At 71.1% G+C, this 19,856-nt stretch carries 18 protein-coding genes; all 18 read left to right on the top strand.

Features of this window, described 5'->3' with window-relative positions; genetic code table 11:
- The first annotated feature begins 106 nt into the window (after window positions 1-106).
- The 18 genes from rpoZ (at window position 107) to RI211_RS08665 (ending at window position 19,854) form a co-directional block, all read left to right on the top strand.
- A complete protein-coding gene (gene rpoZ / locus RI211_RS08750) occupies window positions 107-361 on the top strand; it encodes a DNA-directed RNA polymerase subunit omega (RefSeq protein WP_025103490.1) in 255 nt (84 codons plus the stop codon).
- Between the two features lie 88 nt (window positions 362-449).
- Window positions 450-1,643 carry a methionine adenosyltransferase gene (gene metK, locus RI211_RS08745; protein WP_187661497.1) on the top strand — a complete coding sequence of 398 codons (1,194 nt, stop codon included), beginning with the start codon at window positions 450-452 and terminating at the stop codon, window positions 1,641-1,643.
- A gap of 16 nt (window positions 1,644-1,659) precedes the next feature.
- Window positions 1,660-3,618 (top strand): primosomal protein N' family DNA-binding protein, encoded by a 1,959-nt coding sequence (locus RI211_RS08740; protein WP_315637158.1) that lies wholly within the window; start codon window positions 1,660-1,662, stop codon window positions 3,616-3,618.
- A gap of 18 nt (window positions 3,619-3,636) precedes the next feature.
- Window positions 3,637-4,557, top strand: a complete 921-nt coding sequence (fmt, locus tag RI211_RS08735; protein ID WP_315636852.1) for a methionyl-tRNA formyltransferase — start codon at window positions 3,637-3,639, stop codon at window positions 4,555-4,557.
- 98 nt (window positions 4,558-4,655) lie between these two features.
- On the top strand, window positions 4,656-6,023 hold the full coding sequence (locus RI211_RS08730; protein ID WP_315637159.1) for an RsmB/NOP family class I SAM-dependent RNA methyltransferase: 1,368 nt from the start codon (window positions 4,656-4,658) through the stop codon (window positions 6,021-6,023).
- A 4-nt stretch (window positions 6,024-6,027) separates the two neighbouring features.
- On the top strand, window positions 6,028-6,708 hold the full coding sequence (gene rpe / locus RI211_RS08725; RefSeq protein WP_315636853.1) for a ribulose-phosphate 3-epimerase: 681 nt from the start codon (window positions 6,028-6,030) through the stop codon (window positions 6,706-6,708).
- Window positions 6,705-6,968 (top strand): phosphoribosyl-ATP diphosphatase, encoded by a 264-nt coding sequence (locus tag RI211_RS08720; protein WP_315636854.1) that lies wholly within the window; start codon window positions 6,705-6,707, stop codon window positions 6,966-6,968. The genes rpe and RI211_RS08720 overlap by 4 nt, the downstream gene beginning before the upstream one ends.
- A 38-nt stretch (window positions 6,969-7,006) precedes the next feature.
- A complete protein-coding gene (hisG, locus tag RI211_RS08715) occupies window positions 7,007-7,846 on the top strand; it encodes an ATP phosphoribosyltransferase (RefSeq protein WP_187661494.1) in 840 nt (279 codons plus the stop codon).
- Window positions 7,846-8,607, top strand: a complete 762-nt coding sequence (gene hisF / locus RI211_RS08710; protein ID WP_101845708.1) for an imidazole glycerol phosphate synthase subunit HisF — start codon at window positions 7,846-7,848, stop codon at window positions 8,605-8,607. The genes hisG and hisF overlap by 1 nt, the downstream gene beginning before the upstream one ends.
- Entirely contained in the window at window positions 8,604-8,987 is a 384-nt protein-coding gene (gene hisI, locus RI211_RS08705) for a phosphoribosyl-AMP cyclohydrolase (protein WP_315636855.1), read from the top strand. Before hisF ends, hisI begins: the two co-directional genes overlap by 4 nt.
- Entirely contained in the window at window positions 8,984-9,574 is a 591-nt protein-coding gene (locus tag RI211_RS08700) for a Trp biosynthesis-associated membrane protein (RefSeq protein WP_187661491.1), read from the top strand. Before hisI ends, RI211_RS08700 begins: the two co-directional genes overlap by 4 nt.
- A gap of 47 nt (window positions 9,575-9,621) precedes the next feature.
- Window positions 9,622-9,852, top strand: coding sequence for an HGxxPAAW family protein (locus tag RI211_RS08695; protein WP_071328620.1), 231 nt, complete (start codon window positions 9,622-9,624; stop codon window positions 9,850-9,852).
- Window positions 9,852-10,628: an indole-3-glycerol phosphate synthase TrpC gene (trpC, locus tag RI211_RS08690; RefSeq protein WP_315636856.1), complete on the top strand. Its 777-nt coding sequence runs from the start codon at window positions 9,852-9,854 to the stop codon at window positions 10,626-10,628. Before RI211_RS08695 ends, trpC begins: the two co-directional genes overlap by 1 nt.
- Entirely contained in the window at window positions 10,625-11,893 is a 1,269-nt protein-coding gene (trpB, locus tag RI211_RS08685) for a tryptophan synthase subunit beta (RefSeq protein WP_315636857.1), read from the top strand. Before trpC ends, trpB begins: the two co-directional genes overlap by 4 nt.
- Complete coding sequence (gene trpA / locus RI211_RS08680; protein ID WP_083370860.1) at window positions 11,890-12,693, top strand: tryptophan synthase subunit alpha; 804 nt, start codon at window positions 11,890-11,892, stop codon at window positions 12,691-12,693. The genes trpB and trpA overlap by 4 nt, the downstream gene beginning before the upstream one ends.
- 10 nt (window positions 12,694-12,703) lie before the next feature.
- Window positions 12,704-13,729, top strand: coding sequence for a prolipoprotein diacylglyceryl transferase (gene lgt / locus RI211_RS08675; protein ID WP_315636858.1), 1,026 nt, complete (start codon window positions 12,704-12,706; stop codon window positions 13,727-13,729).
- A gap of 142 nt (window positions 13,730-13,871) precedes the next feature.
- Window positions 13,872-18,395, top strand: coding sequence for a glutamate synthase large subunit (gltB, locus tag RI211_RS08670; protein ID WP_315637160.1), 4,524 nt, complete (start codon window positions 13,872-13,874; stop codon window positions 18,393-18,395).
- On the top strand, window positions 18,388-19,854 hold the full coding sequence (locus RI211_RS08665) for a glutamate synthase subunit beta (protein WP_315636859.1): 1,467 nt from the start codon (window positions 18,388-18,390) through the stop codon (window positions 19,852-19,854). Before gltB ends, RI211_RS08665 begins: the two co-directional genes overlap by 8 nt.
- Window positions 19,855-19,856: the final 2 nt, after the last annotated feature.

Below are 19,856 nucleotides of genomic sequence, written 5' to 3'. Positions count from 1 at the left end.
GATTCCAGGGTCGAGCACCACGCCGGTCCCTGAGCTCGTCGAAGGGTCGCGCGCCCGCAGCATCGTCTTCGCGGCGAATCCCGTCGCCTGATCAGGAGGTCCACCCATGGCCGGACGCAACAACGGCATCATCGATCCCCCCATCGACAACCTGCTGGAGCGCGTCGACTCCAAGTACGAGCTCGTCATCTACGCCGCCAAGCGCGCCCGTCAGATCAACGACTACTACTCCGACCTGCACGAGGGCAACCTCTTCGACAACGTGGGCCCGCTCGTCGACTCCTCGGTCGAGGACAAGCCGCTCACCATCGCCCTGCACGAGATCAACGAGGACAAGCTCCGCCTGCGTCACGCGGAGTGACTCGACGACCGCGCCGCCGCGACGTCGGTGGCGCGGTCCAGAATGGGTGCCACACCCTCCCACCGTCCGTCCCCGTTCTGGAGCATCGATGAGCGCGCTGCGTCTGTTCACGTCCGAGTCCGTCACCGAAGGGCATCCGGACAAGATCTGCGACCAGATCTCGGACAGCATCCTCGACGGACTGCTCGCGAAGGACCCGGGCTCCCGGGTCGCGGTCGAGACGCTCGTCACGACCGGCCTCGTCCACGTGGCGGGGGAGATCCGCACGGACGCCTACGTCGACATCCCGACGATCGTCCGCCAGGTCGTGAACGGCATCGGCTACACGTCCTCCGACACCGGCTTCGACGGCGATTCCTGCGGCGTCAGCGTCTCGGTGGGGGAGCAGTCCACCGACATCGCCCACGGTGTCGACAACGCCCAGGAGCACCGCGACGGCTCGTCCGTGGATCCGCTCGACGGTCTCGGCGCTGGCGACCAGGGCATCATGTTCGGGTTCGCCACCAACGAGACCCCGCAGCTCATGCCGATGGCCGCGTGGACCGCCCACCGCATCGCCGAACGGCTGACGGAGGTGCGCCGCAGCGGGCTGCTGCCCTTCCTGCGCCCCGACGGCAAGACGCAGGTCACCCTCGGCTATGACGGCTTCACCCCGAAGACCGTCGACGCCGTCGTGCTGTCCACGCAGCACAACCCGGACATCGCCCAGGACGACCTGAAGGCGCAGATCCGCGAGCACGTCATCGATCCGGTCCTCGCCACGACCGGCCTCGACCTCCACGACGTCACCTACTACATCAACCCCGCGGGGCCCTTCGTCACGGGCGGCCCGAAGGGGGATGCCGGGCTCACCGGACGCAAGATCATCATCGACACCTACGGGGGAGCCGCACGGCACGGGGGCGGTGCCTTCAGCGGCAAGGACCCGTCGAAGGTCGACCGCTCGGGTGCGTACGCGACCCGCTGGGTCGCCAAGAACGCGGTCGCCGCGGGCCTCGCCGACCGCCTCGAGGTGCAGGTCGCCTACGCGATCGGTGTCGCGCGCCCCGTCGGCCTGTATGTGGAGACCTTCGGCACGGGGCGCGTGTCCGACGAGGTCATCACGCGGGCCATCGACGAGGTGTTCGATCTGCGGCCGCAGGCCATCATCGAGCAGCTCGACCTGCTGCGGCCGATCTACGCCCAGACGGCGGCCTACGGGCACTTCGGTCGGGAGCTGCCGGACTTCACGTGGGAGCGGACGGACCGGGCCGAGGAGCTGCGGCGCGCTGCCGGGCTCTGACGAGGCCGCGGTGCTGATCTCTCCGGAGAGCCGGCGCATCGCCCGGGTGCTCCTGGAATCCCCGCTGCCGCAGCTCGACCGCCTGTTCGACTACGCCCTTCCTCCCGAGCTCGGTGACGTCGAGCCCGGGGTCCGGGTGCGTGTCCCCCTGCGGACCGCCGGCCGCATGGTCGACGGGTTCGTGGTGGAACTGGACGTGGAGGACGACGCCGATCGGCCGCTCTCCGAGGTCGAGAGCATCGTGTCGAGCGTCCCCGTGCTGCCGGATCGTCTGTACCGACTGGCTCGGCGGGTCGCCGATCGCGCGGCGGGGTCGGCGTCCGACGTGCTGCGGCTGGTCATCCCGAAGCGGCAGGTGCGCGTCGAGAAGGCCTGGACCGCCGATTCTCCGATCCCGCAGCCGGAGCCCGACGCCCGAGACGCGGCTGCGTCCGCCGTCGGGCTGTACGACGGGCTGCAGGCGGTGCTCGACGAGAGCGGTCGTGCGGCGGTCGAGGCCATCCCGCAGCTGACCGATGACGCACCCGGTTGGGCGCGCATGCTGGCTGCAGCCGCTGCGACGACACTCGCGGCGGGGAAGTCGAGCATCCTCGTCGTCCCGGACCACCGCGACCTCGATCGGCTCCTGGCGGCCCTCGACGGGTTCGTCCCCCCGGAGGCGATCGCGCGGCACGACTCCCGACAGACCAACCCGGACCGCTACCGCTCCTTCCTGCGCACGCTCGAGGACGCGCCCTGCATCGTCGTCGGGAACAGGTCCGCGGTGTACGCCCCCGTCGTCGCCGGTCTCGTGGCGGTGTGGGACGACGGCGACAGCCTGCTGGGCGAGCCGCTCGCTCCCTACGTCCACGCCCGGGATGCGGCGCTGCTGCGGCAGGAGGCGGAGGGATCGGCACTGCTCTTCGCCGGTCATACGCGGACGACCGAGGTGGAGCGGCTCGTGGCGCGCGGCTGGCTGCAGGACATCCGCGCGGCCCGGCGCGTGCTGCCGCGTGTGGTGCTCAGCACGCCCCAGGAGATGGAGCAGCCGACGCCGCAGCGCATGCCGTCGTCGGCCTTCCTCGCCGCCCGGAACGCGGCCGCGGAGGGACCCGTGCTTATCCAGGTCTCGCGGCCCGGCTTCGCGCCGTCCCTCGTCTGCGCCGACTGCCGAGCCCCCGCCCGATGCCCGCACTGCGGCGGCCCCCTCGGCGCCCGCCATCGCGGCGCGGTCCCGGTATGCGGGTGGTGCGGGCGCGGTGCCAGGGCGTGGACGTGCCCGGCGTGTTCCTCGACCCGTCTCCGGCTCGCCTCGTCGGGAAGCGAACGGACCGCCGATGAGCTGGGCCGCGCGTTCCCCGGCGTCCGCGTCATCGTCGCGGACGGCAGCCACCCCGTCGAGCGCGTCGACGCGCGTCCGGCGCTGGTGGTGGCCACCCGCGGCGCCGAGCCGCTCGCGGAGGGCGGCTACCGTGCCGTCGTCCTGCTCGACGGGCCGCGCATGCTGCAGGCGCCGGATCTGCGCATCGGCGAAGCCTGCCTGCGGTGGTGGTCGAACGCGGCCGCTCTGGCCGCTCCCGGCGCTCCCGTCCACCTCGTCGGTGTGGACGGCGCCGTCGCCAAGGCCCTGGCGACCTGGAACCACGCTGCCTACGCGCGCACCGAGCTGGAGCAGCGAGCGCCGCTGCACATGCCGCCGACCGCCCGCATCGCGCTCGTGGAGGGATCCGCCGCCGCGGTCGCCCGTGCTCTGGAGGCGCTCTCCGAGCTCTCGCTACCCGGGGACGCGGTCCTCGGTCCCGTCCCCGTCGAATCGGACGACGTCCCCCCGCGGGTCCGGGCTCTCGTACGCTTCGACTACGGCGCGGGAAGCCGCGTCGCGACCACCCTCCGTGCGGCTGTCGTGGCCGAGGCGGTGAGCGGTCGCCGCGGTCGGACCAAGGCCGCCCGCAGCACGCTCTCGGTCCGCCTCGATATCCTCGATCCAGAACTCTGACCCTTCCGGAGAACCTTCATGCGCCTCGTCTTCGCCGGCACTCCCGCCGCCGCGGTCCCCACTCTGCGTCGCCTCGCCGCCGAGCACGACATCGCCGCCGTCGTGACGCGCCCCGACGCTCCCCTCGGGCGCAAGCGTGTGCTCACTCCCTCGCCCGTCGCCCAGGCCGCGGCCGAACTCGGCCTGCCCGTCATCCACGCCGCGCGCCTCGACGAGGCGGTGACGGAGGAGATCGCTGCCCTGCGCCCCGAGCTCGGCGTGATCGTCGCGTACGGCGGGCTCGTCCGCGAGCCTCTGCTGTCCACGCCGGAGGCCGGGTGGATCAACCTGCACTTCTCGCTCCTGCCGGCCTGGCGCGGCGCCGCGCCGGTGCAGCGCGCCCTGATCGCCGGAGATCCGGTCCTCGGAGCGAGCGTCTTCCAGCTCGTCCCGGAGCTCGATGCCGGTGACGTGTTCGCGACGCGCGCCGTCGAACTGCCGGGCACATCGACGGCGGGGGAGGCACTGGAGGCCCTCGCCCTCGACGGCGCGGCTCTCACCGCGGACGTGGTCGCGGCGATCGCGGACGGGACTGCCCACGCGGTGCCGCAGGAGGGCGAGCCGACGTTCGCCGCCAAGCTGACGCTCGAGGACGGTCTCCTCGACTTCCGCGAGCCGTTCGACGTCGTGTACGCCCGGTTCCGCGGGGTCACGCCGGAGCCGGGGGCGCACACGACGATCGACGGCCAGCGGCTGAAGATCCTCGAGGCGCGACCCGCCGATGCCGAGGCGGAGGACCTGCCACCGGGCGCCATGGCCGGAACGCGATCCGAGGTCCTGATCGGAACGGCCACGTCGCCGCTGACCGTCACCCGTCTGCAGCCCGCGGGCAAGGGCCCCATGAACGCCGCCGACTGGTGGCGGGGCCTGCAGGGCACGACCCCGGTGGCCGGCTCGTGAACGACGGACGGCGCCCCGGCACCGGTTCCCAGCGCGAGGGCCGGGCGCGGAACGGTGGTGGCCGCGGCCCGAATCGATCGGTCCAGCCGGCGCGCCGGGTGGCGTACGACGTGCTCAGGGCGGTGTCGGACTCCGACGCCTACGCGAACCTGCTCCTGCCGACCGCGATCGCGGAGGCCGGGCTGGACCCGCAGGACGCGGCGCTGGCGACGGAACTGACCTACGGCACACTCCGTCGCCGCGGCACGTACGACGCGATCATCGCCGCGGCCGCGGATCGCCCGGCCGAAGCGATCGACCCCGCCGTGCTCGACGCGCTCCGGCTCGCCGTGCACCAGCTCCTCGCCACACGGGTGGCCTCGCACGCGGCCGTGAACGAGTCGGTGAACCTCGTCGCGCTCGACGCCGGTCGCGGGGCGTCCAGCTTCGCGAACGCGGTGCTCCGGCGGATCGCCCGGGAGTCGCCCCAGGAGTGGTTCGCGCGCATCGAGGCGGCGGCACGGTCGGACGACGAACGGCTGGCGCTCCGTGCTGCGCACCCGGTGTGGATCATCCGGGCGCTGCGTCGCGCCCTCGCCGCCGAGGGGCGTGTCGAGGAACTGGACGCACTGCTGGAGGCCGACAACGTCTCGCCCGAGGTCACGCTCGTCGCCCTCCCCGGGCTCGCGGAGCCGCAGGAGCCTCGTCGGCCCTACGCCGCCACGGCATTCGCGTCTCCGGGGGGCGATCCGCGTCTCGCGCTGACCGCCTCCGAGGGCGCGGTCCGCGTGCAGGACGAAGGGTCGCAGCTCGTCGCGCTCGCGCTGACCGCGGCGACCCCGGTCCGCCAGGGGGAGCGGTGGCTCGACCTGTGCGCGGGCCCCGGCGGGAAGACCGCTCTGCTCGCGGCCGTCGCCCGGGAGAACGACGCGGTGCTGGAGGCCAACGAGGTCGTGCCCACCAGGGCCCGACTCGTGCGCAACGCCCTGCGAGCCGTCCCGGGCGACGTCACCGTCCACGAGCGCGACGGCCGGGAGCTGGCCGCCGAGCGACCCGGCGCGTTCGACCGGATCCTGGTCGACGCCCCCTGCACCGGCCTCGGCGCCCTCCGTCGGCGCCCGGAGGCCCGGTGGCGCAAGTCCCCGGCGGACGTCGCCGAGCTCGTGCCGCTGCAGGTCGGTCTGCTGACGGCGGCCGTGGAGGCTCTGGCTCCCGGAGGCATCGTCGCGTACGTCACCTGCTCGCCCCACCTCGCCGAGACGACGGCGGTGGTCGAGGAGGTGCGGCGCCTGCGTCCTGAGCTCGTCGAACTCGACGCCCGCGCCGTGCTGCGCGGCGTGGCCCAGTCGCCGATCGATCTCGCCGACGACGGCCGCTCGCAGACCGGCAGCGCACAGCTCTGGCCGCATCGCCACGGCACCGACGCGATGTTCCTCGCACTCCTGCAGCGCCCCGGCGATGCGACAGAAGCCCCGAAGGAAGGTTGAGACCATGGATCTGCCCCGCGCCCCGCGCATCAACCCCAGCATCCTCGCCGCGGACTTCGTCAACATGCAGGCGGAACTCGCGCGCATCGCGACGGCCGACTTCGCGCACGTCGATGTCATGGACAACCACTTCGTCCCGAACCTCACGTTCGGTCCGCAGATGGTCCAGCGCATCCAGGAGACCAGCCCGGTCCCGCTGGACGTGCATCTCATGATCACGGATCCGGATCGTTGGGCCCCCGGCTACGCCGAACTCGGTGCCGCGAGCGTGACCTTCCACCTGGAGGCGGCGGGGGAGCCGGTGGCGCTCGCTCGTCGACTGCGCGACATCGGCGCCCGTGCGGGGGTGGCGGTCAAGCCCGCGACGCCCGTCGAGGGACTCTTCGAGCTGCTGGACGAGTTCGACCAGATCCTCGTGATGACCGTGGAGCCCGGCTTCGGAGGCCAGGGATTCATGCCGGAGACCATGCCGAAGCTGCAGGCGCTGTCCGCGGAGGCCCGGCGGCGCGGTTCGTCCGTCTGGCTCCAGGTCGACGGCGGGATCTCCGACGCGACGATCGCCCAGGCTGCCGAAGCGGGGGCGGACACCTTCGTCGCCGGCTCCGCGGTCTACGGTGCGGACGACGTGGAGGCGGCCGTCACCCGGCTCAGGGACCTCGCGCGAGCCGGTAGCCTGGAGGAGTGAAGACTTTCGACGAGCTGTTCGCCGAGCTCAGCGTCAAGGCCGAGACCCGCCCCGAGGGATCGGGCACCGTCGCGGAGCTCGACGGCGGCGTGCATGCGATCGGCAAGAAGATCGTCGAAGAGGCCGCCGAGGTCTGGATGGCGGCGGAGCACGAGTCGGACGCCGCCGCAGCCGAGGAGATCTCGCAGCTCCTCTACCACCTGCAGGTGATGATGCTCGCGAAGGGCCTCACGCTGCAGGACGTCTATCGACATCTGTGATGCGCTCCGGTCCCACTCCTTCGAACTGAAAGCCGTTCATGCTGCGCATCGCCGTTCCCAACAAGGGCTCGCTCTCCGAGACCGCCGCCGAGATGCTCGCGGAGGCGGGCTACGCCGGCCGCCGCGACCCCAAGACCCTGCATGTCATCGACGCCGAGAACGACGTCGAGTTCTTCTTCCTGCGCCCCCGTGACATCGCCACGTACGTGGCCTCCGGTGCCCTCGACGTCGGCATCACCGGTCGCGACCTCCTCCTGGATGTGCAGCAGCCGGCGCGCGAGATCGAGCAGCTCGGATTCGGGGCGTCCACGTTCCGCTTCGCCGGCCCTCCCGGACGCTTCACCTCCGTCCAGGACCTCGACGGCGTCCGCGTCGCCTCCGCCTACCCGGGTCTGGTGGGCTCCTTCCTCCGCGACCAGGGTGTGAACGCCGAGCTCGTGCAGCTCGACGGCGCGGTCGAGTCCGCGGTGCGCCTCGGCGTCGCCGATGCGGTCGCCGACGTCGTGTCCACCGGCACCACCCTGCGGCAGGCGGGGCTGGAGATCTTCGGCCCCGTGATCCTGGAGTCCGAGGCCGTGCTCATCAGCCGTCCCGGCGAGGCCGACGGCGTGGATACGCTGCTGCGCCGGCTCCGCGGTGTCATGGTCGCACGCCGCTACGTGCTCCTCGACTACGACCTCCCCACCGAGCTGGTCGATCAGGCCGTGGCCATCGCCCCCGGTCGGGAGTCCGCGACCATCTCGCCGCTCCGCGACCCGTCCTGGGTGGCCGTCCGCGTGATGATCCCCCGGCGCCGCGTCAATCAGGTGATGGACGATCTCTACGCCCTCGGTGCCCGGGCCATCCTCGTCACGGCGATCCACGCGGCGAGGCTCTGATGACCCTCGCGAGTCGCGTCATCCCGTGCCTGGACGTCGCCGACGGCCGCGTCGTCAAGGGCGTCAACTTCGAGAACCTCCGCGACATGGGTGATCCGGTGGAGCTCGCCCGTCACTACGCGGCCCAGGGCGCCGACGAGATCACGTTCCTCGACGTCACCGCGACGGTGGATGCGCGGGCGACGACCTACGACGTCGTGCAGCGCACCGCAGAGCAGGTCTTCGTTCCGCTGACGGTGGGCGGCGGCGTGCGCAGCGTCGACGACGTCGCGCGGCTCCTCTCGGTCGGTGCGGACAAGGTCGGCGTGAACTCCGCGGCGATCGCCCGTCCCGAGCTCATCGGCGAGATCGCGGATCGCTTCGGCGCCCAGGTGCTCGTGCTCTCGCTCGACGTCAAGCGCGCCGATACCACCCGTTCCGGTTTCGTCGTGACCACGCACGGCGGTCGTACGCAGACCACGCTGGACGCGCTCGACTGGGCGCGCGAGGCCGCGGAGCGCGGGGCGGGGGAGCTGCTGGTGAACTCGATCGACGCCGACGGCACGCGCGACGGCTTCGATCTCGAGCTCGTCCGCCTCATGCGTGAAGTCGCGCCGATCCCGGTGATCGCCTCCGGCGGTGCGGGGCGGGCGACCGACTTCGCGCCGGCCATCAAGGCGGGGGCGGACGCTGTGCTCGCGGCCAGCGTGTTCCACACCGGAGCCCTGACCGTCGGTGACGTGAAGGATGCGCTGCGCGCGGAAGGAGTGCTCGTCCGATGACCGACACGCCGAAGCAGGACGAGGTGTCCGTCGACGACCGCATCGCCCAGGTCGCGTTCAACGCGGACGGGCTCGCCCCGATCATCGTGCAGCAGTGGGATTCGCGCGAGGTGCTCATGCTCGCCTGGGTGGACGCCGAGGCCCTGCGCCGCACGCTCACCTCGGGCCGCGCGACCTACTGGTCCCGCTCCCGCCAGGAGTACTGGCGCAAGGGTGACACCTCCGGGCATATCCAGGTCGTGCGGGAGGCCCGCCTCGACTGCGACGGGGACGCGCTCCTGCTCCTCGTCGACCAGACCGGCCCCGCGTGCCACACCGGAACGCGGACGTGCTTCGACACCACCGACCTGGACGCCGTCGACGGGGCGGCGGCCTCGTGAGCATCGCGCAGCGCGGCCGCTCCCTCTCCGTGACGGGCTTCCTGCTGGCCGGCGCCATCGGGATCATCTCCTCCACGCAGACCTGGTTCACGGTGCAGCGCGCGGACGCGGGGGAGGACATCCTCGTCCCCGGCGCCTCCGCTCTCGTGCTGCTCGCGCCGCTGAGCCTCGCCGTGCTCGCGCTGGGTGCGGCTCTCGCGATCGCCGGCCGGGCCGTGCGTCTCGTCTTCGGGGTGCTGGCCGCCGCGGCCGCCGTGTTCCTGGGCTGGTCCACGCTGCAGGTCCTCCTCGGCGACGCGTACGGCGCGGTGGCCGCGACCGTCACCGAGACGACGGGACTCGCCGGAAGCGGAGCGGTCCACGAGGTCGCGGCGAGCATCATCCCGTCCGTCTGGCCGTACCTCGCCCTCGGCGGCTGGGTGATCCTGCTCGCCGCCGCTGTCCTCGTGCTGACCACCTGGCGGCGCTGGAAGGTCGGCGGCCGTCGCTACCGCACCGACGCGCCGACCGATGCGCCGCACGACGGCCCCGTCGACGCGGTCGATTCCTGGGACGAGCTGTCCCGGGGGTCCGACCCGACGCGCTGACCCCGATAGACTGAACCCAGATCCCCACGTCGTCCCCGGAGGAGAACATGACCAACCCGATCGCTGACCCCGGCCACGGACACTCGCCTGCGGCCTGGACCGCCGTCGTGATCATGCTCGTCGGCTTCGCCGCCGCGACCGTCGCGTTCTGCTTCGAGCAGCCGACCCTGGTGTGGATCTCCGCCGCGCTGATCCCGATCGGGGCGATCGTCGGCTGGGTGCTCGCGAAGGCGGGCTACGGCGTGAAGGGTCCCAAGTACGCTCCGAAGGCGCACTAGTGGTCCTCGCCGACCTGACGGCCGGCGCTGTCGCAGACGCCGAGCGTCGTTCTGAGTCCCGCCCGCTCGCGGTCGTCGAGCGTGACGCTCTCGCCCGCCCCGCGGCGAAGGACGCACTGTCGTTCCTCGCTCCCGCCGACCGGGTGAAGATCATCGCCGAGGTGAAGCGGGCGAGCCCGTCCCGCGGCTCCCTCGCCGAGATCCCGGATCCCGCGCACCAGGCCGCGCTCTACGAGACCGGCGGTGCCTCCGCGATCAGCGTCCTCACCGAGGAACGTCGTTTCGGAGGCAGCCTCGCCGATCTGGAGGCGGTCACCGCCCGGGTCTCGCTGCCCGTGCTGCGCAAGGACTTCATCGCCACCCGTTACCAGGTGCTGGAGGCCCGCGCCGCCGGCGCCGACCTCGTCCTGCTCATCGTCGCCGGCCTGGAGCCCGACGTCCTGCGCGACCTGTACGGGTTCATCCTCGAGCTCGGCATGACTCCGCTCGTCGAGACCCACTCGGCGGAGGAGCTGGAGGCCGCGATCGACCTCGGCGCCGACCTGATCGGCGTGAACGCCCGCAACCTGAAGACCCTCGAACTCGATCGCGATCTGTTCGGTCGGCTCGTGGACCGCATCCCGGATTCGGCGATCAAGATCGCGGAGTCTGCGGTGCTCACGCCCGCCGACGTCGCGCACTACCGTTCGGCCGGCGCCGACGTCGTGCTGATCGGCGAGGCCCTGGTGACCGGAGACCCGGTGGCCACTCTCGAGAGCTTCCTGGAGGCGAAGTGAGTCTGCGCGACCAGCACGGTCCGTTCTTCGGCGATTTCGGCGGGCGGTACATGCCGGAATCCCTGGTCGCCGCGATCGACGAGCTGACGGTCGCCTACGAGGAGGCCATCGCCGACCCGGAGTTCCGAGCCGAGCTGGCCCATCTGCTGTCCTCCTACGCCGGGCGCCCCTCCGCGCTCACCGAGGTGCCGCGGTTCGCCGAGCACGCGGGCGGCGCGCGGGTCTTCCTCAAGCGCGAGGACCTTAACCACACGGGTTCGCACAAGATCAACAACGTGCTGGGCCAGGCCCTGCTCACCAAGCGCCTCGGCAAGACGCGGGTCATCGCCGAGACCGGGGCCGGGCAGCACGGCGTCGCGACGGCGACGGCCGCCGCCCTGTTCGGGCTCGACTGCACCATCTACATGGGCGAGGTCGACACCGAGCGTCAGGCGCTCAACGTCGCCCGGATGCGCCTGCTGGGCGCTGAGGTCGTCGCGGTGACCTCGGGGTCGCGCACGTTGAAGGACGCGATCAACGACGCCTACCGCGACTGGGTCGCCTCGGTCGAGACGACCAACTACATCTTCGGGACGGCCGCGGGACCGCACCCGTTCCCCGCGATGGTGCGCGACTTCCAGAAGATCATCGGCGAAGAGGCCCGTGCCCAGATCCTCGACGAGGTCCGCCGGCTCCCTGATGCCGTCGTCGCCTGCGTCGGCGGCGGGTCCAACGCGATCGGCATGTTCGACGCGTTCCTGGACGACGCGGGCGTGCGGCTGTACGGCGTGGAGGCTGCCGGCGACGGTGTCGACACCGACAAGCACGCGGCGTCGATCGAGCGCGGCCGCCCCGGCGTGCTGCACGGCGCGAAGACGTACGTGCTGCAGGACGAGGACGGCCAGACCGTCGAATCGCACTCCATCTCCGCCGGTCTCGACTACCCGGGCGTGGGTCCAGAGCACTCCTGGCTGGCCGACATCGGTCGGGCCGAGTACATCCCGGCGACGGACGACGAGGCGATGCAGGCTCTGCGGCTGCTGAGCCGGACCGAGGGGATCATCCCCGCGATCGAGTCGGCTCATGCCCTCGCCGGTGCGCTGCGGATCGGCCGCGAGCTCGGCCCCGACGGCCTGATCGCGATCTGCCTCTCGGGCCGTGGCGACAAGGACATGGACACCGCCGCCCGGTACTTCGAGCTGTACGACGAGGAAGCCCTCGCGCACGACGTGTCCGAGGAGAGCGCCGCCGAGGACGCGGCCTCGAAGGGAGAGCCGCAGCTGTGAGTCGCGTCGAACAGGCCATCCAGCGCGCGCACGACGCCGGCCGCAGCGCCTTCGTCGGCTACCTGCCCGTCGGTTTCCCCGACCTGGAGACGAGCATCCAGGCGGCGATCGCCCTCGCCGAGAACGGTGTGGACATCATCGAGCTCGGGCCGCCCTACAGCGATCCCGTCATGGACGGCGCGATCATCCAGGAGGCGACGACCAAGGCCCTCGCCGCGGGCTTCCGGATGAAGGACCTGTTCACCGCCATCCGCGCGATCACCGCCGCGACCGACGTCCCGGTCCTCGTGATGACCTACTGGAACCCGGTGCTGCAGTACGGGGTGGACCGCTACGCCGAGGATCTGCTCGCCGCGGGCGGCGCCGGCCTCATCACGCCGGACATCACCCCGGAAGCGGCGGGCGAGTGGATCGCGGCCAGCGAGCGCCTCGGTCTCGACCGGGTCTTCCTCGCGGCTCCGACCTCGTCGGACGAGCGTCTCGATCTCGTGGTGCGGTCCTCGACGGGCTTCGTCTACACCGTCTCCACCATGGGCATCACGGGGGAGCGGGCCGAGCTCGACCGCGCAGCCCGTACCCTCGTGTCGCGACTGCGCGACCACGGCGCCCGCCGCGCCTGCGTGGGCATCGGCATCTCGACCCCGGAGCAGATCGCCGGCGTCTCCGAGTACGCCGACGGCGCCATCGTCGGCACCGCCCTCGTCCGCGCCCTCCGCGACGGCGGCGTCCCCGCCCTCGCCGAAGTCACCCGAACCCTGGCCGCCGGCACCGCGTCGGCGCGCTTCGTCTCAGAGAAGTAGGATCGCACTCATGTCCTCCGCGCTCCACAGCACCGCCGCCGGCGTGCTCGCCAGCATCCCGAGCCCGCCCGTGTCGTACTTCGATCTCGGCCCGCTCCGGATCCACTTCTACGCGCTGTGCATCATCGCCGGCATCATCGTCGCCACGCTGATGACGAACCGCCGCCTCACCAAGCGCGGCGCGGAGCCGTGGGTGGTCATCGACATCGCGATCCTCGCCGTGCCGCTCGCGATCATCGGCGCCCGCATCTTCCATGTGCTCACCCACCCGAACTTCTACTTCGGCGAGGGCAAGAACACCTGGAATCCGTTCGAACCGGGCTCCGTCTGGGCGATCTGGGAGGGTGGCATCGCCATCTTCGGTGCGCTCATCGGCGGCGCCGTCGGGGCGTACCTCGGCTGCCGGTGGACCGGCATCCGCTTCTGGACGTTCGCGGACGCGCTGGCGCCCGGCCTGCTGCTCGCCCAGGCGATGGGCCGGTTCGGCAACTGGTTCAACCATGAGCTCTTCGGCCTGCCCACCTCGCTGCCGTGGGGCCTGGAGATCGAGTCGACGAACTCGGCCTTCCCTCCCGGTCTTCCCGAGGGCACCCTGTTCCACCCGACGTTCCTTTACGAGGTCATCTGGAACGGGCTCGGCGTCCTCGTGCTCCTGTGGCTCGGTCGCAAGCTGTTCTTCCAGTGGGGTCGCCTCTTCGCGATCTACCTGATCTGGTACAGCGCCGGACGCATCCTGTGGGAGTCGATCCGGATCGACCCGAGCGAGATCATCCTCGGCCTGCGCAGCAACGTCTGGGCCGCCATCATCGGCGTCGTCGTCGGACTCGTCATCCTGGTCGTGCAGACCCGCCGTCACCCCGGTCTCGAGCCCTCGCCGTACCAGCCGGGCCGCGGACGGAAGGACGTGGACGCTGATGTACAATCGCAGGACAATCCCTCTGATTTCGTGGACGTGAGTGAGCCTCCGGCCGAAGAAGTCGCCGCCGGAGCCACTGCCACAAGCGCTGCTCCCTCGAGCGGGGACGGCTCCCGATAACGCCGACTCGCGGCGGGAGAACCATTGCACTGAACGAGCGGGCCGACGACGTCCCCGGGTTTCACTGAAGATCTGAGGACGGTAACTGGTGTACTTCCAGCACCCTTACGGCGCCTCCGGCGCATACCCCCCGAAGCAGGGCATGTACAACCCGGCGTTCGAGAAGGACGCCTGCGGCCTGGCCATGGTCGCAACGCTGCGCGGCGAAGCCGGGCACGACATCATCGCGCTGGCCCTCGAGGCCCTGCGCAACCTGGAGCACCGCGGGGCCATCGGGTCCGACGCGGGCACCGGGGACGGAGCCGGCATCCTCACGCAGATGCCGGACGACTTCCTCCGCGCGGTCACCGGCTTCGAACTGCCGCCCGTGGGGGAGTACGCGGCCGGGCTGGCCTTCCTGCCTCGCGATTCGAGCGAGCGCCGCCAGCAGAAGGCCGGGATCGAGAAGATCGCCCGCGCGGAGGGCCTCCGCGTCCTCGGCTGGCGCGAGGTCCCCACCGCCAACGAGAACCTCGGCAAGCTCGCCGACGAGGCCCGCCCCGCCTTCGAGCAGCTCTTCGTGAGCGCCGGCGGCGCCACCCTGGCCGATGCGCCGCTGACCGGCATCGCGCTCGACCGCGTCGCCTATCGCCTGCGCAAGCGCGCGGGCCACGAGCTCGGCGCCTACTTCGTCTCCCTGTCCAGCCGCACGCTCGGCTACAAGGGCATGGTCACCACGCTGCAGCTCGAGCCGTTCTACCCGGATCTGCAGGACGAGCGCTTCGCCTCCGAGCTCGCCGTCGTGCACTCACGGTATTCCACCAACACCTTCCCGTCCTGGCCGCTCGCGCAGCCGCTGCGGATGCTCGCCCACAACGGCGAGATCAACACGGTCGGCGGCAACCGCAACTGGATGCGCGCCCGCCAGTCGCAGCTCGAGTCCGAGCTCCTCGGCGACATCTCGCCCCTGCTGCCCATCTGCACCGACGGCGCCAGCGACTCGGCGTCGTTCGACGAGGTGCTGGAGCTGCTGACCCTCACGGGCCGCAGCCTTCCGCACGCGATCATGATGATGGTGCCGGAGGCCTACGAGAAGCAGGCCGACATCTCGCCGGAGCTGCGCGCGTTCTACGAGTACCACTCCAACCAGATGGAGCCGTGGGACGGCCCGGCCGCCCTCATCTTCACCGACGGCACCCTGGTCGGCGCGACGCTGGACCGCAACGGCCTGCGCCCCGGCCGCTGGACGGAGACCACCGACGGCCTCGTGGTCATCGGCTCCGAGACCGGCGTCCTGCACTTCGAGCCGGAGCGCATCAAGCGCCGCGGCCGGCTCCAGCCCGGCAAGATGTTCCTCGTCGACACCGCCCAGCGTCGGATCGTCGAAGACGAGGAGATCAAGCACGAGCTCGCGACGATGCACCCCTGGCAGGAGTGGCTCGACGCGGGTTCCGTCCGTCTGGCCGACCTTCCGGAACGCGAGCACATCGTGCACCCGCCGGCCTCCATCACGCGCCGGCAGCGCACCTTCGGGTACACGGAGGAGGAGGTCCGCATCCTCCTCACCCCGATGGGCCAGACGGGGGTCGAGCCGCTGGGTGCCATGGGGTCGGACACGCCGATCGCCGTCCTCAGCAAGCGCCCGCGCTTGCTCTTCGACTACTTCACGCAGCAGTTCGCGCAGGTGACCAACCCGCCGCTGGACTCGATCCGCGAAGAGGTCGTCACGAGCCTCAAGCTCGGCCTTGGTCCCGAGGTCAACCTCCTGACCTGGGGGCCCGAGCACACCCGCACGGTGTCGCTCGACTTCCCCGTCATCGACAACGACGAGCTCGCGAAGATCCGTCACATCGACAAGGCCCTGCCCGGGCGCTCGAGTGCCACCATCCGTGGCCTCTACCACTTCGACGCCGGACCCCACACCCTCGCGGAGCGTCTCACCGAGATGTGCGCCGAGGTGGATCAGGCCATCGAGGACGGCGCGGAGTTCATCATCCTGTCCGACCGGGACTCGAACAAGGACCTCGTCCCGATCCCCTCGCTGCTCATGGTGTCGGCGATCCATCACCACCTCATCCGGCGCGAGAACCGGATGAAGGTCGGTCTGATCGTCGAGGCCGGCGATGTGCGCGAGGTGCACCACGTCGCGACCCTCATCGGCTACGGTGCCTCCGCGATCAACCCGTACCTCGCCATGGAGACGGTCGAGCACCTCGTGCGCACCGGCTACATCACGGGCATCTCCCCGGAGAAGGCGGTCAAGAACCTCATCTACGCGCTCGGCAAGGGCGTGCTGAAGATCATGTCGAAGATGGGCATCTCCACGGTGTCGTCCTACGCGGGCGCGCAGGTGTTCGAGGCCGTGGGCCTCAGCCCCGAGTTCATCGACGCCTACTTCACGCGCACCGAGTCGAAGCTCGGCGGTATCGGGATCGAGGAGATCTTCGCCGAGAACCAGGCCCGCCACGACTACGCCTACCCGGAGGACGCCGCGGCCCGCGCCCACGAGCGACTGTGGACCGGCGGCGAGTACCAGTGGCGTCGCGACGGCTCTCCGCACCTCTTCAACCCGGAGACGGTGTTCAAGCTGCAGCACTCCACGCGGACCCGCCGCTACGACATCTTCCGCGAGTACACCAAGCTCGTCGACGACCAGGCGGCCGAGCTGAAGACCCTGCGCGGCCTCTTCTCGCTGCGGACCGGGACGCGCAAGCCCGTGCCGCTGGACGAGGTGGAGCCCGTCTCCGCCATCGTCAAGCGCTTCTCCACCGGCGCGATGAGCTACGGCTCCATCTCCAACGAGGCGCACGAGACCCTCGCCGTCGCGATGAACCGCATCGGCGGCAAGTCGAACACGGGCGAGGGCGGGGAGGACCCTGACCGGCTCGTCGATCCCGAACGGCGCAGCGCCATCAAGCAGGTGGCATCCGGTCGGTTCGGTGTCACGAGCCTCTACCTCACCGAGGCCGACGACATCCAGATCAAGCTCGCCCAGGGCGCCAAGCCCGGTGAGGGCGGTCAGCTCCCGCCGACCAAGGTGTACCCGTGGGTCGCGCGCACCCGACACGCCACGGCGGGCGTCGGGCTCATCTCGCCGCCTCCGCATCACGACATCTACTCGATCGAAGACCTCAAGCAGCTCATCTTCGACCTGAAGCGGGCGAACCCCGAGGCGCGCATCCACACGAAGCTCGTCAGCCAGTCCGGCATCGGCGCGGTCTCGGCCGGTGTCGCCAAGGCGCTCAGCGACGTCATCCTCGTGTCCGGTCACGACGGCGGCACGGGCGCGAGCCCGCTGAACTCGCTGAAGCACGCCGGAACACCGTGGGAGCTCGGCCTCGCCGAGACGCAGCAGACGCTCATGCTCAACGGCATGCGCGACCGCGTGGTCGTGCAGGTCGACGGTCAGCTCAAGACCGGTCGAGATGTCATCATCGGCGCCCTCCTCGGTGCCGAGGAGTTCGGCTTCGCCACTGCGCCCCTCGTCGTCAGCGGCTGCATCATGATGCGCGTCTGCCACCTCGACACCTGCCCGGTGGGCGTCGCGACGCAGAACCCCGTCCTGCGCGACCGCTTCACGGGCAAGCCCGAGTTCGTCGTCAACTTCATGGAGTTCATCGCGGAGGAGGTGCGCGAGCTGCTCGCGGAGCTCGGCTACCGCTCGATCGACGAGATCGTGGGCCGCACCGAGCTGCTGGAGACCAATGCGGCGATCGCGCACTGGAAGGCCGAAGGGCTCGACCTCAGCCCCGTGCTGGAGGGCCCGGCGTTCCCGGCCGGCGAACCGCGTCGCAGCGCGCGCGCCCAGGACCACGAGCTCGACAAGCACTTCGACGTGCAGCTCATCGACATCGCGAAGGCGGCGCTGCTGAACGGCGACCCCGTCGTGGTGGAGCTTCCGATCGCCAACACCGAGCGCGCGGTCGGCACGATGCTCGGGCATCAGGTGACCTCGCGTCACGGCGCCACCGGCCTGCCGAAGGAGACGATCGACGTCACCCTCACCGGCACCGCGGGGCAGTCGCTCGGCGCGTTCCTGCCGCCGGGGATCATCCTCCGGCTGGAGGGCGACGCCAACGATTACGTGGGCAAGGGCCTCTCTGGTGGGGACATCACGATCCGGCCGCCGCGCGGCTCCGCGATCGCCCCGCACGAGAACGTCATCGCGGGCAACGTGATCGGCTACGGCGCCACATCGGGGACCATGTTCATCTCGGGCGTGGTGGGCGAGCGCTTCCTCGTCCGCAACTCCGGCGCGACCGCTGTGGTCGAGGGCGTCGGCGACCACGCTCTCGAGTACATGACCGGTGGCCTCGCGGTCATCCTCGGGTCGACCGGCCGGAACTTCGGCGCCGGGATGTCCGGGGGAGTGGCCTACGTGCACGCCCTGGACACCGGCAAGGTCAACGCGCAGTCGCTCGGCAGCGGCGAGCTCCGGCTCGAGCCGCTGGACCGCGCCGACCTCGAAGTGCTCCGCGGCCTGCTCGTGGAACACGTGGAGCGCACGGCGTCTCCGCGTGCCGCCGCTCTGCTGGAGGACTTCGACGCGAGCGCGGCGGAGTTCGTGAAGGTGCTCCCGCGGGACTACGCCGCCGTGCGCAGCATGCGCGAGGAGGCACTGGCCGAGGGGATCGACCCCGACGGCGACATCGTCTGGAACCGCATCCTGGAGGTGACCGGTGGCTGACCCCAAAGGCTTTCTGAAGGTGACCGAGCGGGAACTTCCCGCTCGCCGTCCGGTGCCCGTGCGCATCATGGACTGGAAAGAGGTGTACGAGCCTGGCGACAAAGCCGTGCTCCGTCGCCAGGCCGGCCGGTGCATGGACTGCGGCGTGCCGTTCTGCCACTCCGGCTGCCCGCTGGGCAACCTCATCCCGGAATGGAACGACCTCACCTGGCGCGGGGAGGGGCGTGCGGCGATCGAGCGTCTGCACGCGACGAACAACTTCCCGGAGTTCACCGGACGCCTGTGCCCGGCCCCGTGTGAGAGCTCGTGCGTCCTCGGCATCAACCAGCCGGCCGTGACGATCAAGCAGATCGAGGTCTCCATCATCGACGAGGCCTTCGCCAAGGGCTGGGTCGAGCCGGAGCCGCCGGAGCGCCTGACGGGCAAGACCGTGGCCGTCGTGGGCTCGGGTCCCGCCGGTCTCGCGGCCGCCCAGCAGCTGACCCGGGCGGGGCACACCGTCGCCGTGTTCGAGCGCGACGACCGCATCGGCGGCCTGCTCCGCTACGGCATCCCGGACTTCAAGATGGAGAAGAGCCAGCTCGAAGCCCGCCTGCGTCAGATGCAGGAGGAGGGCACGCGGTTCCGCGCCGGCGTCGAGATCGGCAAGGACATCTCGTGGGCCGACCTGCGCGCCCGGTACGACGCGGTCGTGATCGCCACCGGCGCCACCGTCCCGCGCGACCTGCCGATCCCCGGTCGCGACCTCGACGGTGTGCACTTCGCGATGGAGTACCTCGTCGAGTCGAACCACGCGGTGGCCGGCGACTCCGTCCCCGGCCAGATCACCGCCGAGGGCAAGCACGTCATCGTCATCGGCGGCGGCGACACCGGGGCCGACTGCATCGGCACCGCGCACCGCCAGGGCGCCCTGAGCGTGACCAACCTCGCCATCGGCAAGCAGCCGAGCGAGACCCGGCCGGATCACCAGCCGTGGCCGATGATGCCGACGATCTTCGAGGTGGCCTCGGCTCACGAGGAGGGTGGGGAGCGGATGTTCCTCGCGTCGACCGTGGAGTTCCTGTCCAACGAGGTCGGCGAGGTCCGCGCGCTGCGCGTGGCCGAGACCGAGTACATCGACGGCCGCCGCGTGCCCAAGAGCGGCACGGAGCGCGAGATCCCCGCGGACCTGGTGCTCATCGCGATGGGCTTCACCGGGCCGGAGCAGGACGGCTACACCGAGGACACCCGGCCGGAGGTCACCGAGCGCGGCGCCTTCCGTCGTGCCGCGAGCTACGAGTCGTCGATCCCCGGTGTGTTCGTGGCGGGTGACGCCGGTCGCGGTCAGTCGCTCATCGTCTGGGCGATCGCGGAGGGCCGGGCGGCGGCGGCGAACGTCGACCGCTTCCTCATGGGCACCACCGTGCTGCCGGAGCCGGTGCGCCCCAGCGATGTCGCGATCGGCCTCCAGCCCGCGTAGGC

The organism is Microbacterium meiriae (assembly GCF_032364335.1).
GTDB lineage: Bacteria > Actinomycetota > Actinomycetes > Actinomycetales > Microbacteriaceae > Microbacterium > Microbacterium meiriae.
The sequence above is the reverse complement of the archived record's forward strand: the minus strand, read 5'-3'. Positions and strand labels throughout refer to the sequence as shown.